Consider the following 14,887-nt stretch of genomic DNA (forward strand, 5'->3'; position numbering starts at 1 on the left):
CACGCTCGACACGTCTGGTCGGGCGCGCGCACCGTGAGGTTCACCGAAGGAGGCACCGTGGCACCGGACGAGGAACGCCGCACCGCAGTCATCATCGAGGACGACGCCGACATCCGGCACCTCCTCGAGGCTGTGCTCTCCGACGCCGGCTTCCACACGATCGCCACGGGGAACGGTCTCGACGGGGTCCAGGCGGTCAAGGCCTACGACCCGATCGTCACCACCCTCGACATGGGCATGCCCGGGATCGACGGTCTCGAGACCGCGCGCCGCATCCGCCAGTTCAGCCAGACCTACCTCGTGATCGTCTCGGCCCGCAGCGAGGAGATCGACACGCTCCAGGCCCTCGACGCCGGGGCGGACGACTACCTGACCAAGCCCTTCAGGCCGCGCGAGCTCCGTGCGCGCATCGACGCGATGCTGCGACGGCCCCGGGTGGTCGGGGTCGACCCCGCAGCAGGGCAGCCTGCCCAGGCGCCGGCCCCCACCACGGCGGCCCCCGCCGCCCCGGCGCCCGCAGTCCCAGACCCGTCGCTCCTGCCGGCCGAGGGTTCGCCTGCCTCGCTGGTCGAGCCCGCCGCGACGCAGCCAGGTGGCACCGCGCCCGCACCCGCGGCCGCAGAGCCGGCCGACCTCGTCGACGAGGGCGAGGGCTGGCTCGTGCACCGCGGGCTGCGCCTCAACCCGGACATGCGCCTGGTGCGTCACGGTCAGGACGAGATCGTGCTGACCCGCAGCGAGTTCGACCTGCTCGCCGCCCTCATGGAGACGGGTCGGCGGGTGCGCGGCAAGGCGGACCTCGCCCTGCTGCTCCGCGGCGAGAGCTACGTGACGTCGTACTACGTGAGCGAGGCCGACAAGCGGGCGATCGAGGTCCACATGGCCAACCTGCGTCGCAAGCTGACCGACACCGCGACCTCCCCACGCTGGATCGAGACCGTGCGCGGGGTCGGCTACAGGCTCACCTCGGTCGACGAGAGCTGAGGGCGAGGGGAGCCCGAGAGCACCGAGAGACGTCGGGGAGGGCCGTCAGGGGTGCTGCTCGGGCTCGCCCCAGCTGCGGTGCGTCTCCTCCACGAGGAGGAGCGACAGCTCGTGGCAGGCCTCGGTCCCGGCGGCGTCGAGCTCGGGCAGCCAGGCTTGCGCCGACAGGCAGTCGGCGCGGCGGACGGCGGCGAGCATGCTGTCCGAGATGGTGGCGACGTACGCGCACCCGAGCATGATGCTGCTCGAGCGGATGCTCAGCACCCCTGTGTCGGCCGCCGCGAGGTCGGTGCGGGCGAGCGCTGCGTCGAGGGTCGTCATGCGCCCTGACCACAGTGCGACGTAGTCGGCCACGAACCTCTCGAAGGTGAGGACGTTGCCGAGCAGGTCCTCGAGCAGCTCTTCGAGGACGCTGCGGTCGACGGCACGCGCGGTCTCCGGCCCCCTGGCGGTCATCACGCCTGGTATCCGTGGTGACGCCGGACCAGCTTGCCGAACATGCCGAGGGTCTGCAGGACGGCGATGGTGCCGAGCAAGGGCCACGCGACCCACAGGACGGTCGACTGGACGACGATCGAGAGCTGGACCCACACGGCGGCCAGGGCGATCATCACGGCGACGGTGATGAGCAGCGGGGTGAGGTACGCGTTGCCGGCACCGCGCTCGGCCTTCGCCTGGGCGGCCCAGTTGTCGACCTGCTTCTTGCTCGCGAACTTGGTCCAGGCCCGCAGGAAGTGGCCGATGCGGACCCACATGTACATCTCGGCCGGGAAGATCAGCGCCGCGAAGAGGATGTCTCGCCTCGTACGTCCCTGCATCGACATCGCGATGCGCACGTTGAGCGCCGCGGCGACGAACGGCGGGACGAGCCAGACGGGGCTGAACACGAAGGCGTCGATCGAGACGGCCGCGACCACCAGCAGGATGAACATGACGCGGGCGACGGCGTTGATCGCCATCGACGCGTTCTCGAGCCAGCGCAGGCGCAGGTTCGGGTGGAAGGGCTGACCCTTGGTGTCGCCGCGCTGGCCGGGCCACATGAGCTCGATCGCGCCGTAGTTCCACTTGACCTGCTGGGCGTCGAGGCCGCGCAGGGTGGTCATGCCGCCGACGTCGGCGCGGGCCCGGGCGCTGATCTTGGTGAGGTACCCGGCGCTCTTGATCTGCAGCGACAGGAGCGAGTCCTCGACCTCGGAGTCCTTGACCCACGGCGTGGTCTGGTGGTTCTGGGTCATGGCGTCGCGCAGCGCCTTGGTCGCGAAGATCGAGTACTGGCCGCCGAGGACCGCCATGTTCCGGCCGCGGAGCATGTTCTGCATGTTGAAGGCCGCGAACTGCGCGCGCTGCCCGGAGATGAGGAACTTCGCGATCGTGCCCTGGATCGGGTCCGGGTCGATCGTGTAGATCGCGGAGATGCCGCCGATGCGGCTGTCCGAGACGATCTCCTCCTCGAGCTGCTCGACGGCCTTCTCGCTCGCGACGGTGTCACCGTCGACGCCGAGCAGGTAGTCCATGCCCTCGATGAGCGTGAAGCCGTAGTTGAGCGCGCCGACCTTCTTGTCGGGGTTCTTGCCGATGTCGTGGACGTAGACCTCGGTGAACTGCTCGACGCCGTCGACCACCGAGGAGTGCGCCCCGGCATAGCCGGCCGCGACCTCGACGGTCTTGTCGGTCGTGTTGTTGACGATCACGTGGATGACGTCAGGCAGGCGCGTCTGGGCGAGCAGCGACTCGATGACCGAGCCGATCGACTCTTCTTCGTTGTACGCCGGGATGATGCAGCCGATCGTCGGGCGGGCCGTAGTAAGCGCCTCGACGCTCTCGATGAACTCGTTCGCGTACTTCTCGATCTCCCCGAAGGTCTCGTGGTCGATGATCACGTCGTCGTCGAAATGTGCCACGGTGTGCCTCCTGGAGAATCGTGCGGGCCGGTCGCTCGGACCGGTGTCTGCTGCGTCTGAGAGCAGTCTTCCCGGCCTCCCGCAGCGTCGGCGCAGCGCAGCCTCAGCATCACCTCAAGATGTGCTCAGGATGTCGTCGGTCCCTCAAGATCGCCTTGATCCGGCGGATCTGGGCCCTAGTGTCGTGCCATCACCACGACCCAGGGGGAACCCATGACCGCTCGCCGACCCTTCCGACCAGCCGCGCTGCTCGCCGCCGGGATGCTCTTCGCGCTGACCGCGTGCGGCACGGCGCCCTGGGACGACCCCGAGACGACGGGGTCGACCGCGGCTGCTGACGCGACGCCGACGGACGCAGCCACGGCGACCCCGACGGCCGAGCCCGCCCCCGTCGAGACGATCCAGGTGATCCAGAACGACCTCGCCGCCGGCAACGCCCAGCGCACGCTCACGGCGGGCGCGGCGTCGCTCGGCGTGACGTACTGGTCGACGCTCAGCATGGACCAGTGGGTCTCGGGCGCGAGCAAGCCGCTCAGCCTGTCGATCTCCGGCTCCCTCGTCCCCGACGACGGCCAGGGTCTGTACCTGTCGCGCGTCAGCCTCTCGGCCGACGTCAAGGACGCCGACGGCAACGCGCTGCCGAGCCCCGCTGTGGTCACGGACGACGCGAGCGTCGAGCCGGGCTACGCGATCACCGCGCCCTACAGCTACAACCAGACCTTCGTGGTGCCCCCCGTCGACGACCGCGCCGCCTCGGTGACCTTCACCCTCACCTACGAGGTGCTCATCCAGACGACCCCGACGTCTGAGGACTACGCCAAGCAGTCGGCCGTCGACACGCTCACCGTCGCGATCGCGCAGCCCCCGGCGGAGGCGACCGACGCGGCGACGCCCGACGCCTCCGGTGAGCCGGCCGCGGACGTGACAGCGACGTCGTGAAGGCCGGTCGTCCGCTCCCGGGGCGACGAACCGGTCCCCGAGACGACGCGGCGGACCAGGTGCATGATGAAGAGATGAGCGACGACACCGCACCCGAGCCCCAGGTCACCCACGACGAGGAGGGTCACCGCCTCGAGGCGACGACGCCCGACGGCGAGCTGGCAGGCTTCCTCACCTACGACCGCGTCGAGGCGAAGAGTGCCGGTGGTCGCGGCACCCTCGTCGCGACCCACACCATCGTCCAGCCGCACTTCGAGGGCCGCGGCGTGGGGTCGAGCCTCGCCCGGGTGTTCCTCGACTACGCCCAGGAGCACCACCTCACGGTGATCCCCCAGTGTTCCTTCGTCCACGGCTACATCGATCGCCACGAGGAGTACAAGACGCTCCTCCCGTGAGCGCCGGGTCTGCCGGTCGCTGCGTCCGAGACGTCAGAGAGGGCACCGACCGTGGCGGTCGGTGCCCTCTCTCGTGCTGGCGACCCTCTCGGCCCGCCGGCTGTCAGCCTGCGGCGATCAGCTGATCGTCGCGTCGACGGAGGCTTCCTGGCGCTCGTCGTGGACGAGCTCGCCGGCGTCGTCGGCCGGGGTCAGGGTCGCGTCGAAGGTGATCGGCGACCCGGCCTGGTACTTGAAGTTCTGGCCGTAGGAGAAGGTCTGGCCGGGAGCCCACACGAACGGAGCCTCTTCGCCGGTGCCCGTGGCGATCGCGGAGCTCGTCACGCCCATCTCCTCGAACTGCGCGGAGTCGACGATCGAGTCCATGCCCTGCAGGTAGGGCCAGTCGGCGTACTCGGCCGAGACGCTCACCAGGCTGTACGAGAGCGGGATGTCCTCGGAGCCGGTGTTGGTGAACACGTAGTTGACGTAGACGATCTCGTCGCCCTCGGCGATCAGCGGGAGGTTCGTGTCCGGGTCGACGAACTGCCCGGTCTTCGAGGCTGTCGCCGTCGCGACCTGGTAGACGTCGACAGTGAAGTTCGTGCCCTCGATGGTCGCGAGCTTCTCACCCGGGGTCGTGGTCGGGACGGCCCAGGACGGAGAGTCGCCCGATGCTGCCGCGTCGCCGGAGTCGTCGCTCGGCTCGTCGGTGGCCTCCTCGGACTCGTCCTCGGTGGCCTCCTCGCTCGGCTCTTCGGTGGGCTCGTCCGAGGCCTCGGTGGTCTCCTCGGCGGAGTCTGTGGCGAGGATCGAGGACGAGTCCTTGTCGGAGTCGTCGCTCGAGCAGGCCGCCAGCCCGGCCAGGGCGAGGCCGGCGACGGTCAGGGATGCGATGCCGCGGGTGATGCGCATGATGATCTCGATTCGTGTCTAGGGATCGACCCGGGAGGTCGGGATCGGGTTCTCTTCGACACTAACCTCGGCGCCCGTGCCGGTGTGGCGCCAGCCATGGGTACCACTGCCCATGAACCCCGGGATTCTGCGGATCTCGGAGGTGGGTAGTAGTACCCGTGGAGTCGATGGGGACCCGTGCTCGGCCGGGCCGGGCGGCCGGGGGGAAGCCCTCCAGATCCTCGGGAGGACCTGCTGGGACGCCGGAGACGGCACCGGGCACCGACCCTGTGGTCGGCGCCCGGTGAGTGGCTGGCCCGTTCACGCACGGGCTGTCGGAGCCTGACGTCCGCGAGCGGACCCCCAGCGCCGTGTCAGCTGATCGTGGCGTCCACGCTGACCTCGGTGCGCTGGTCGCTGAGGGGCTCGCCGGCCTCGTCGGCGGGGGACAGACGCGCCTCGAAGGTGATGGGCGATCCGGCCTGGTACTTGAAGTTCTGGCCGGAGGAGAAGGTCTCGCCCGGAGCCCACTCGAAGGGAGCCTCTCCGCCGTTCATCGGGTCGATGGCGAAGCTCGTCACGCCCATCTCCTCGAACTGCTCGGAGTCGACGATCGAGTCCATGCCCTGCAGGTACTCCCAGTCCGCGTAGGTGGGGGTGACGGTGACGAGGCTGTAGGTGAGCGGGATCGACTCGGTGCCCGTGTTGGTGAACACGTAGTTGACGTAGACGATCTCGTCGCCCTCGGCGATCAGCGGGAGGTTGGTCTCCGGGTCGACCCACTGGCCGGTCTTCGAGGCCTTGGCGGTCCCCACCTGGTAGACGTCGACCGTGAAGGTCTCGGCGTCGATCGTCGCGATCTTCTCGCCCGGGGTGGTCGTCGGGACGGCCCACGCGGGGGAGTCGCCGGACGCTGCGGCGTCGGAGTCCTCGGTCGCGTCGTCTGTCGCCTCGTCGGTGGCGTCCTCGGTGGGCTCTTCGGTCGGTTCGTCGGTCGCCTCGGTGGTCTCCTCGGCGGGCTCGGTCGTCGCGACGGTGGTCTCCTCGGCGCTCGAGTCGTCGCTCGAGCAGGCGGCCAGACCGGTGAGGGCGAGGCCCGCCACGGTCAGGGAGGCGATACCGCGGGTGATGCGCATGCTGTGTCTCTTCTCGGGTCGGTGTCCGGGCGGCACGCAGGCCGCGCTCAGGTACGGGAAGACGCTATCCGCAGGTCAGCGTGCTCGCTCGGTGAGAGCGGGTGAGGTCTGGCGGCCCTCAGAGGTGCCCTGCGACGGCCCGAGACAGCGCAGACGCCGGTGCCCTCCACGTGGGGAGGGCACCGGCGTCTGCGCGTCCGCCCGGTCGGGCGGGGGAGGCGGGTCAGCAGGTCAGGCGAGGGCCTCGCCGACGAGGGCCTTCGCGGCCTCCTGCACCTCGGCGAGGTGCTCGGGGGAGGTGAAGGACTCGGCGTAGATCTTGTACACGTTCTCGGTGCCCGAGGGACGTGCGGCGAACCAGGCGTTCTCGGTCGTCACCTTGAGTCCGCCGATCGCGGCACCGTTGCTCGGTGCCTCGGTGAGCTTCGCGGTGATCTGCTCGCCGGCGAGGGTCGTCGCCGTGACCTGGTCGGCGGAGAGCTTCGACAGGGTCGCCTTCTCCTCGAGGGTCGCGGGCGCGTCGACGCGGGCGTACCAGGACTGGCCGTGCTGCTCGACGAGGGCTGCGTGGTGCTGCGAGGGGGACTTCCCCGTGGTCGCCTGGATCTCGGAGGCGAGCAGGGCGAGGATGATCCCGTCCTTGTCGGTCGTCCACACCGAGCCGTCCTTGCGCAGGAACGACGCCCCTGCGGACTCTTCCCCGCCGAAGCCTACCGAGCCGTTGAGCAGCCCGGGCACGAACCACTTGAAGCCGACGGGCACCTCGTCGAGGCGTCGACCGAGGCCACCGGCCACGCGGTCGATGAGCGCCGACGACACGAGGGTCTTGCCGATCGCCGCGTCCTGCGGCCAGCCCGGGCGCGCGCCGCCGTACAGGTAGCTGATCGCCACGGCGAGGTAGTGGTTCGGGTTCATCAGGCCGGCGTCGGGGGTGACGATGCCGTGACGGTCGGAGTCCGCGTCGTTGCCCGTCGCGATGTCGTAGGGGGCGTCGCCTTCCATGGCCTTGACGAGCGAGGCCATGGCGTAGGGGGAGGAGCAGTCCATGCGGATCTTCGCGTCCCAGTCGAGGGTCATGAAGGCCCAGCGCGGGTCGACCTGCGGGTTCACGACCGTGAGGTCGAGGCTGTAGCGCTCGCCGATCGCACCCCAGTACTCGACAGCCGCGCCGCCGAGCGGGTCGGCGCCGATGCGGATGCCCGCGTCGCGGATCGCGTCCACGTCGATGACCGTCGCGAGGTCGTCGACGTAGGCGACGAGGTAGTCGTGGCGGTGCGTGGTCTCTGCGGCGAGGGCCTCGTCGAGGGAGACGCGGCGCACGGCGCCGACGCCGCTGCGCAAGATCTCGTTGGCGCGGTCGGCGATCCACGACGTCGCCTCGGACCCTGCCGGGCCACCGTGCGGCGGGTTGTACTTGAAGCCGCCGTCACGAGGCGGGTTGTGCGAGGGGGTCACGACGATGCCGTCCGCGAGGCCCGGTCCGGTCGTCCGGACGCCCTGGGCGGTCGAGGCCCCGTTGTGCAGCAGGATCGCGTGCGAGACGGCAGGCGTCGGGGTGAAGGAGTCGCGCGCGTCGACGTAGACGTCGACGCCTGCTGCGCTGAGCACCTCGAGGGCGGTCTGCCACGCCGGGAGGGAGAGGGCGTGGGTGTCGCGGCCGATGAACAGCGGACCGTCGGTGCCCTGCGAGCGGCGGTACTCGACGATCGCGGCGGTCGTCGCGATGATGTGCGCCTCGTTGAAGGCGTGGTCGAGGCTCGACCCACGGTGCCCGGACGTGCCGAACACGACCTTCTGCGAGGGGTCGTCGACGTCAGGGGCGAGGTCGTAGTACGCGCCGACGACTGCGTCGACGTCGATGAGGTCTTCAGGGAGGGCGAGCGTGCCAGCGCGAGGGTCCATGAGTCGATCTTGCCACTCGACGCAGGCTCCGGCACCGCCGCCCGGGTCCAGTCTCTCGGCTCACTGTCCCAGGTGCTGCTCCGGTGCCGCGAGGTCGCTCGGACAGGCCGGACGTCGGCTCCGCGCAGCAGGTCTGGCCTGCCCGGACGCCCAGCGAAGGCGGCTGAGACCTGGTGAGGTCCACGGATGGAGAAGAGGTCGAGAAGGAGGCGTGTCGGGGCTGCGTCTCGGGGGCAAGTCTGGGAACCTGCTGGGATGAGACTCTCCCTCCCCGTCGCCCTCGCCACAGCCGCAGCCCTGCTCCTCGCCGGGTGCTCAGACTCGCAGACCCCGGAGGAGGAGACGACACAGACCGCCTCGGCGTCACCCACCCAGGACACCTCGACCCCGGAGCCGAGCGAGACGGTCGAGGAGTCCGAGGAGCCGACGGAGAGCCCCAGCGCGGAGCCGACGGAAGAGCCCACCTCGGGCGGCGACGCCGTCACCGAGCTGTCAGCAGCGGTCCTCCTGCCCGCTGGCGCGCTCGACCCCGCGGACGGCCCACGCACCGAGTCCGAGGGCGTCGTCGACTGGAAGCTCCCCGAGGCCTGCTCGGTCGGGGCTCCGACCACGGCAGCCGCGATGCGTTCTGTGGTCCAGGGTGACGGGGCGAACGAGGTCCCCGTCGGCTTCCACCAGGTCGCCGTCTTCGCAGACACCGATGCTGCCGTCGCCGAGGCGGCGAGGATCAACGAGACGCTCACCGGCTGCACAGGGGCTGCGCCGAACGACGGCACCCGGACCGTGGCCGAGCCTGTCGAGGTGGGGGCCCAGGGACGAGGACTGGTCGTCGACTACCACGGGACCTTCGCCATGTCGGGCGACGAGAACGCCCTGGGCTACTACACGGCCGTGACGCGCCGAGGGAACGCCGTGACCCTCGTCGCCTCCGCCGGAGGCGAGAACACCGTGTCGGTGTCCCGCGAGGTCGTGACAGGCGAGCTCGGCGCGGCGTGGGAGCTGCTCTGCGCCTACGACTCCGCCGGCTGCTGACGACTTCTCTCTCCTCTTCACCTGACCACCGCAGGTCGGGTCTGCGCCATGGGGCGGTGCCGGTAGGCTCGTCCCATGGCAAAGAACACGTCCCCGGAATTCGTGCTGCGTCCCTTCGAGGGCCTCGCCGGCGAGGCTGACCTCGTCGCGATGCGCGAGGTCGTCCCGGCCGCGACGGCGACAGCGCGGACCACCGCAGAGCACGGCGCCCGCGACATCACCTTCACCACGGTCCTCCCGGGCGCCTGGCCCTCGCTGCACCGTGCCGACGGCGCGATCCTCGTCGCCCTGCAGACCCACGCGGGCTCCGGCGACGCGAGCCGCGACCTCGCGCAGACCATCCTCGACACCATCGAGCTCGAGCCCGGCACCTCGCTCACGAGCACGGTGCTCCCCGGCCCGGGCCCGCGCCTGCAGGACATCCTCGACCCGTCGGTGCCCTTCGAGGTCACCGTCCACGAGGGCTTCGACTACTGGCTCGACCCCTCCGCCGAGATCACCGCGGACGTCCGCGAGTCCCTGACCGAGGCGAACGAGACGATCATCGAGACCGTCAGGCTCGAGTCGGTCGAGCACGGCTACTGGTGCCGCATGGGTGCTCGCGAGTACCTGCGCTGGTCGATGGCCTACGACGAGGAGACCGTCATCAACGCCGTCGCCCGTCTGCACGCCCGTCGCGAGTCTGGCTTCGGCGGATCGAAGTTCCTCGGGGCGTTCCGCTCCTCCGGGATCGTCATCCCCGTGTGGGAGCTGCCGAAGGGATCAGAGGCCGAGGACATCGAGGCCGCTGCGGCCGAGTTCTGGCCGGTCTTCGAGGCCGAGCTGGCGAGCACCGCCCCGCTCGACGCGAACGAGCGTCGCGCGCGTGCCGGGATCGTCTCTCGCCAGGTCACCCTGCGCTGACGGCTGCCGCGTACAGCAGGTCAGAGCAGGCCGGGACGACTAGGGTTGGCGACGTGATGGGTGAGTCAGGGTCCGACGACGGCCGCGCGACGAGCGGCACCCCTACGACCGGGGGCGCTGCTGCGGTGCCCCGCAGGGCACGCTCGGCCGTGTTCCAGCTCCCGGCACGGGAGCGTGACAGGCAGCGCGTCGCGGTGATCATCCCGGCCAAGGACGAGGTCCGTCGCATCGCCGCGACGGTCCGCGCGGCCCGGGCGATCCCGCACGTCGACCTGGTGCTCGTCGTCGACGACGGCAGCGAGGACGGCACCCAGGACGTCGCACGCGACGCCGGGGCCGTGGTCGTGCGCCACTCGCACAACCGTGGCAAGGCCGCGGCGATGGAGACAGGCGCGGCCATCGTCGCCATGCGCGACGCCCCGGGCCGCCCGCCCAGGCTCTTGCTGTTCATCGACGGAGACCTCGCCGAGTCGGCGGTGAACACCGCGCCGCTCGTGGCCCCGGTGCGCGAGGGCGAGGCCGACATGTCGATCGCGCTCCTGCCTCCCCAGCCGGGTGCCGGCGGGCGAGGGATCGTCGTGGGCGCCGCCCGCCGTGCGATCGCGTCGATGACAGGCTGGACTCCGGTCCAGCCGCTGTCGGGCATGCGCTGCCTGACCCGCGAGGCCTTCGAGGCCGCGACCCCCCTCGCCCGTGGGTGGGGCGTCGAGACAGGTCTGACCATCGACCTGCTGCGCCTGGGGTACGTGGCGGTCGAGGTGCCGTGCGACCTGCGGCACCGTCCGTCGGGCACAGACTTCCGCGGTCAGATGCACAGGGCCTCGCAGTACCGCGACGTGGTGCTCGCCGTGAACGCTCGCAAGGTGCGGGCCGTCGGTGAGGCGCTGAGCAGCGTCGGACGTCGTCGCAGCCGCTGAGGCTTCACCTGCTCCCGTGCCCTGAGAGGCACGGGCACAGGCCAGGCAGCGGCCTGGGAGCACGGTCGCCTGCGCGGCGCGTGCTCCCTGGTGCGCCTGGTGTCAGACCCGCCCTGGTACCTGCAGGGTGTGCTCGCGCTGGAGGCCCAGCATCCACGTCGCGTAGGTCGCGGTGACCACCGGGACCAGGACCGACATGCCCACGGCGAGGATGACGATCCCCGAGTCGTTGACGAGGGTGCCGATCACCAGCGCCACGACTGTGCAGACCACGGCGGGGACGAACAGCGGCGCTGCGTCGCTCACCTGCTTGAGCGGGGTGCCCCGGGTCAACCACGCGTAGGCGTCGGCGTCGTCGGCGACCGTCGCCGCCCGCAGGGGCCGACCGACGACGATGACCACGAGCAGGATCCCCCCGACCGCGACGAGGGTCAGCGGGTTGGAGAGCGTCGAGAAGTTCGCACCGATCTTGCGGAGCAGGATGCCCCAGAGCTCGCCGTCGAGAGTGTCGTCCACGAAGGCGCCGAGGTGGGTGCGCTGGTCGGGCGGGCGAAGCCAGTCGACGACGGCGAACAGCGAGACGACGACGACCCCGGCGGCGAGGACCGCGAGGACCTTGCGCCACGTGACCCGCACGCCGGCCGCCACGAGGGCGAGCAGGCAGAAGGCGGGAACTGTCGCCGGAGGACCGCCGAAGTCCGCGCCGATGCTGGGCGAGCCGTTGAGGAGGACGGCGACGACCCCTGTCGTGGCGATCGAGACGACCGCCCACCGACGGTGGCCGTGCCGGATCAGCGCGTCGCCGATGCTCGCGGCCAGGACGATCGTGGAGGTCGCGAACAGTGCGAAGGACGTGTTGTTGAAGCCGTAGAAGCGCCCCGCGACCATCGGCTGGATCCCCATGAGCCCGGAGACCTGGAGACGGGCACCTGTCGCGACGTCGACGGCGAGCACGACCGCGGTGACGGCGGCGACGACGGCTGCCGGGCCGAAGACCTGCCGCTTCCACGGCGGCAGGACCGCGGCGGCGGTGACCACCGCGACCCAGGCGACGACGAGACCCGTGAGCGCGAGGGACGGCGCGGAGACCCGCCACCACGGGACGAGGTTGGCGAGCATGGTCGCCACGGGGACCGCGGCGACGGCGACCGCTGCGGCTCGCAGCACCGCGAGGCTCCCGCGCGGACGGGCGGTCAGGCGCGCGGCGGCGGAGTCGATGCCGCGTCGTCCCGCGGCGGGGCGGGTCGAGCGGCCGCGGGCACCGGCGGCACCCAGCCACCGTGAGAACGCCAGGCCGACTGTCGCGAAGAGCAGGAGGTTGACGATGCAGAAGAGCGTGAAGAACGTCCCGACGAGCGGGTAGGTCGAGCGCGCGTGGTCCTCTGCGTCGACGAGGGCGTCGACGCGCTCCGAGACCGGCGCTCCGGAGGCGTCGCTCGTCGGTGCTGTACCCACGAGCGTCGAGCGGGGGAGCACGTCGCGCAGCCCGAGCGGCGCGGCGACCAGCGGGAGCAGGTCGGTCGTCTGCACGTAGCCGGGCTGCCGGGTGGAGTGGGACATGAGGGTCCCCACGGGGGTGCCGTCGCCGAGGACGACCAGGGTGCCCATGCGCGACGTGCGCCCGGGGTCCGCCATCGACGCGACGACGACCGTGGTCCGCTCGAGGTCCGGGTCGTCGGCCAGGACAGCCTCCATCACGGCTGCCAGGTGTCCGTCGACCGTCGCGACGTCTGCGGCGTGCTGCTCGCTGCGCGTGAGCTCGGTCGGTTGCGCGGGGTCGACGATGTCGCGGACCGAGCCGGCGTCCACGACGACCAGCCTGGAGGCCTCGAGCGCCGCGGCGACGTCGAGGCGGAGCGCGTCGGCGCGCGGGACGGGCCGGGTCCCGACGGGGAGCGGGACGACGTCGCCGGCGACGGTGCCGTCTGACGTCGCGAGGGCGATCATCGCGCCCGGCCCGATCGCGGTGGCCGCGAGCCCGGCGGTCTGGACGGCGTCACCGAGGCTGCCGATGGCCGCGCCGTAGGACTGCGACTCGACCGCGCTCTCGTACTCGTCCCAGCCCGGCACGCTCGTCGGGTCTGCGTCTGTCGGGTTGGTGAGGACCCGGCACGGGTCGACGCCCTCGCCGCGGTAGTCGGCCGCGCGCTTGCCGGAGGAGAGGGCGAGCCAGCCGTCGGCCGGGCAGGTGGTCGAGCGCACCGAGCGGACGACGAGGTTGCCGACACCGCCCTGCTCTGCGACTGCCCAGGTCGCCGGGGTCGCCTCGGCGGAGATGTCGGCCCATGAGACCCCGCCGGTCCCGACGACCACGACCCTGTCGTCGGTCTGCTGAGGCGCTGCCTGCGGGGACGCTGCCTGCTGAGGCCCTGCCTGCTGGGAGCTCGCGTGCCGGGTCGTGGCATCGTGTGCGGCGGCATCCTGGACAGCAGCCGGCGCGGCTGCCGAGGCGTACGCGGCTGCGGGGGCGACCGTCGAGAAGACCACCCCGGCGGCTGCGAGGACAGCGGCTGCCCGCGTCACGCGTGCTGCACGACGCCCGAGCGAGACGATCCTCCGGGGAGCGAGGGCAGAGGGCATCAGGGTTCTGGGCACCGGACCAGAGTAGGCGCTGGTCCGGTGCGGGACGTGGTGGTCGGGTGCAGAGCCCGGTCAGACCGACCGGCGCAGCCGGCGCTCCTGGACCGTGGGTGCGCCCCGGAGACGAGCCACCAGACGGATGGTGGTCGCGCTGACGGCTACCGGGGGGAGAGGCTCGGTGCCGGGGCGCGGACGAGCAGCGCACCGGGGTCGACCCGGGTGCTCACGGCGCGGGCGCGTCCCAGGACGTCGCCGTCGACCTGGACCTGCTCACCCTCGGGGACCTCGAGGTGCACGACCTTGGCGCGGGTGTGGTCGATGCGGCCGATCTTGTTGGGCAGGTCGTTCGAGACGCCGAAGCCCTGCATGACGACCTCGCCGAAGAGCTGGACCCAGCCCATGAGGCCACCCCGGGTGTCGATCGCGGCGATGTCGTGGATGCCGTCGTCGATGATCGCGTCGGGGATGAGCGTGATGCCGCCCGGCAGGCGGCCGCAGTTGCCGACCATGAGCGTGCGCAGCCGGGTGGTGATGGGCTCGCGGTCGTCGAGGGTGATGGTCATCTCGGTGCGACGCCCGTGCAGGTGCTTGACTCCGGCGACGAAGTACGCGATCCAGCCGACCTTGGACTTGAGGGTGTCGTCGGCGTCGGCGACCATCGCGGCGTCGAAGCCGAGCCCGGCGATGACGAGGAAGATGTGCGTCCCGGTGTCGGCGGGACCGTTGCCCTCGGTGTCCTTCTCGCGGGGGTCCGCAGGCTGGTCGACCGTGAGCCAGCCGACGTCGATCCGACGGTCGACGCCGTGCAGCACGATGTCGAAGGCGTCGTCGCGGTCGGTGACAGAGATGTCGAGGTTGCGGGCCAGGAGGTTGCCCGTGCCGAGGGGCAGCAGCGCCATGGGCTTGCCGGAGTCGGCCATGCCCTGGGCGACGGCGCGGACCGTGCCGTCGCCGCCGACGGCGACGACGACGTCGGCACCGCGCTCGAGGGCTTCACGGGTCTGGCCGAGGCCTGGGTCTTCGACGGTGGTCTCGACCCAGATCGGGTCGGGCAGCCCCTCGGCCGTGCAGCGCGACATGAGCGCGGCCTTGAGCTGCTCGGCACCGTTCTTCGAGGGGTTAGCGACGAAGGCGAGGAGAGGTCCGCGAGGTGCGTCGTCTGCGGGCGCCTCGTCGACCGGCGCTGCCGGTGCTGCCGTTGCGGTGCGAGCGAGCGTGCGCTGGGACCGCAGGACGAGGACCGCGAGGGTGATGGCCGTCAGTGAGACGACGATCGCTGCGATCAGCAGCCACGCTTCGAGTGTCATGGGACCAAACTAGGCCCT

13 protein-coding genes are annotated in these 14,887 nt (G+C 71.2%); 6 read left to right on the top strand and 7 right to left on the bottom strand.

Going from position 1 to position 14,887, the window contains the following annotated elements; all coding sequences use genetic code 11:
• Positions 1-57: 57 nt before the first annotated feature.
• Positions 58-984 (top strand): response regulator transcription factor, encoded by a 927-nt coding sequence (locus ASG53_RS14845; protein WP_056136344.1) that lies wholly within the window; start codon positions 58-60, stop codon positions 982-984.
• A gap of 45 nt (positions 985-1,029) precedes the next feature.
• On the opposite strand, the gene ASG53_RS14850 is transcribed toward ASG53_RS14845, so the two are convergent.
• Complete coding sequence (locus ASG53_RS14850) at positions 1,030-1,443, bottom strand: hypothetical protein (protein ID WP_156382833.1); 414 nt, start codon at positions 1,441-1,443, stop codon at positions 1,030-1,032.
• Positions 1,440-2,885, bottom strand: coding sequence for a glycosyltransferase family 2 protein (locus ASG53_RS14855; RefSeq protein ID WP_056135094.1), 1,446 nt, complete (start codon positions 2,883-2,885; stop codon positions 1,440-1,442). The genes ASG53_RS14850 and ASG53_RS14855 overlap by 4 nt, the downstream gene beginning before the upstream one ends.
• A gap of 213 nt (positions 2,886-3,098) precedes the next feature.
• Here ASG53_RS14855 and ASG53_RS14860 point away from each other — a divergent pair, with 213 nt between their 5' ends.
• Together ASG53_RS14860 and ASG53_RS14865 are read left to right on the top strand one after the other, a co-directional pair.
• Positions 3,099-3,824 carry a hypothetical protein gene (locus ASG53_RS14860; protein ID WP_056135097.1) on the top strand — a complete coding sequence of 242 codons (726 nt, stop codon included), beginning with the start codon at positions 3,099-3,101 and terminating at the stop codon, positions 3,822-3,824.
• A 74-nt stretch (positions 3,825-3,898) separates the two neighbouring features.
• The gene (locus ASG53_RS14865; protein WP_056135101.1) at positions 3,899-4,219 is read left to right on the top strand and encodes a GNAT family N-acetyltransferase; all 321 of its coding nucleotides are present in this window, start codon (positions 3,899-3,901) and stop codon (positions 4,217-4,219) included.
• A 117-nt stretch (positions 4,220-4,336) separates the two neighbouring features.
• Here the strand turns inward: ASG53_RS14865 and ASG53_RS14870 are convergent, their stop codons facing one another.
• From ASG53_RS14870 to pgm, 3 genes are all read right to left on the bottom strand, one after another.
• The gene (locus ASG53_RS14870; protein WP_056135104.1) at positions 4,337-5,113 is read right to left on the bottom strand and encodes a hypothetical protein; all 777 of its coding nucleotides are present in this window, start codon (positions 5,111-5,113) and stop codon (positions 4,337-4,339) included.
• Between the two features lie 353 nt (positions 5,114-5,466).
• The gene (locus tag ASG53_RS14875; RefSeq protein WP_056135108.1) at positions 5,467-6,228 is read right to left on the bottom strand and encodes a hypothetical protein; all 762 of its coding nucleotides are present in this window, start codon (positions 6,226-6,228) and stop codon (positions 5,467-5,469) included.
• A gap of 231 nt (positions 6,229-6,459) precedes the next feature.
• Entirely contained in the window at positions 6,460-8,130 is a 1,671-nt protein-coding gene (gene pgm / locus ASG53_RS14880; RefSeq protein ID WP_056135112.1) for a phosphoglucomutase (alpha-D-glucose-1,6-bisphosphate-dependent), read from the bottom strand.
• A gap of 255 nt (positions 8,131-8,385) precedes the next feature.
• Here pgm and ASG53_RS14885 point away from each other — a divergent pair, with 255 nt between their 5' ends.
• From ASG53_RS14885 to ASG53_RS14895, 3 genes are all read left to right on the top strand, one after another.
• Complete coding sequence (locus tag ASG53_RS14885) at positions 8,386-9,162, top strand: hypothetical protein (protein ID WP_056135116.1); 777 nt, start codon at positions 8,386-8,388, stop codon at positions 9,160-9,162.
• Between the two features lie 75 nt (positions 9,163-9,237).
• Positions 9,238-10,065 (top strand): DUF5926 family protein, encoded by an 828-nt coding sequence (locus tag ASG53_RS14890; RefSeq protein ID WP_056135120.1) that lies wholly within the window; start codon positions 9,238-9,240, stop codon positions 10,063-10,065.
• Positions 10,066-10,121: 56 nt separating this feature from the next.
• The gene (locus tag ASG53_RS14895; RefSeq protein ID WP_056135124.1) at positions 10,122-10,982 is read left to right on the top strand and encodes a glycosyltransferase family 2 protein; all 861 of its coding nucleotides are present in this window, start codon (positions 10,122-10,124) and stop codon (positions 10,980-10,982) included.
• A 102-nt stretch (positions 10,983-11,084) separates the two neighbouring features.
• Here ASG53_RS14895 and ASG53_RS14900 read toward each other — a convergent pair whose 3' ends face one another.
• Entirely contained in the window at positions 11,085-13,577 is a 2,493-nt protein-coding gene (locus ASG53_RS14900) for a hypothetical protein (RefSeq protein WP_156382834.1), read from the bottom strand.
• A gap of 143 nt (positions 13,578-13,720) precedes the next feature.
• Positions 13,721-14,869, bottom strand: coding sequence for a diacylglycerol/lipid kinase family protein (locus ASG53_RS14905; RefSeq protein WP_056135130.1), 1,149 nt, complete (start codon positions 14,867-14,869; stop codon positions 13,721-13,723).
• Between the last annotated feature and the right edge of the window lie 18 nt (positions 14,870-14,887).

Origin of the sequence: Sanguibacter sp. Leaf3 (assembly GCF_001425965.1) — a bacterium.
GTDB classification, from domain to species: Bacteria; Actinomycetota; Actinomycetes; order Actinomycetales; family Cellulomonadaceae; genus Sanguibacter; species Sanguibacter inulinus.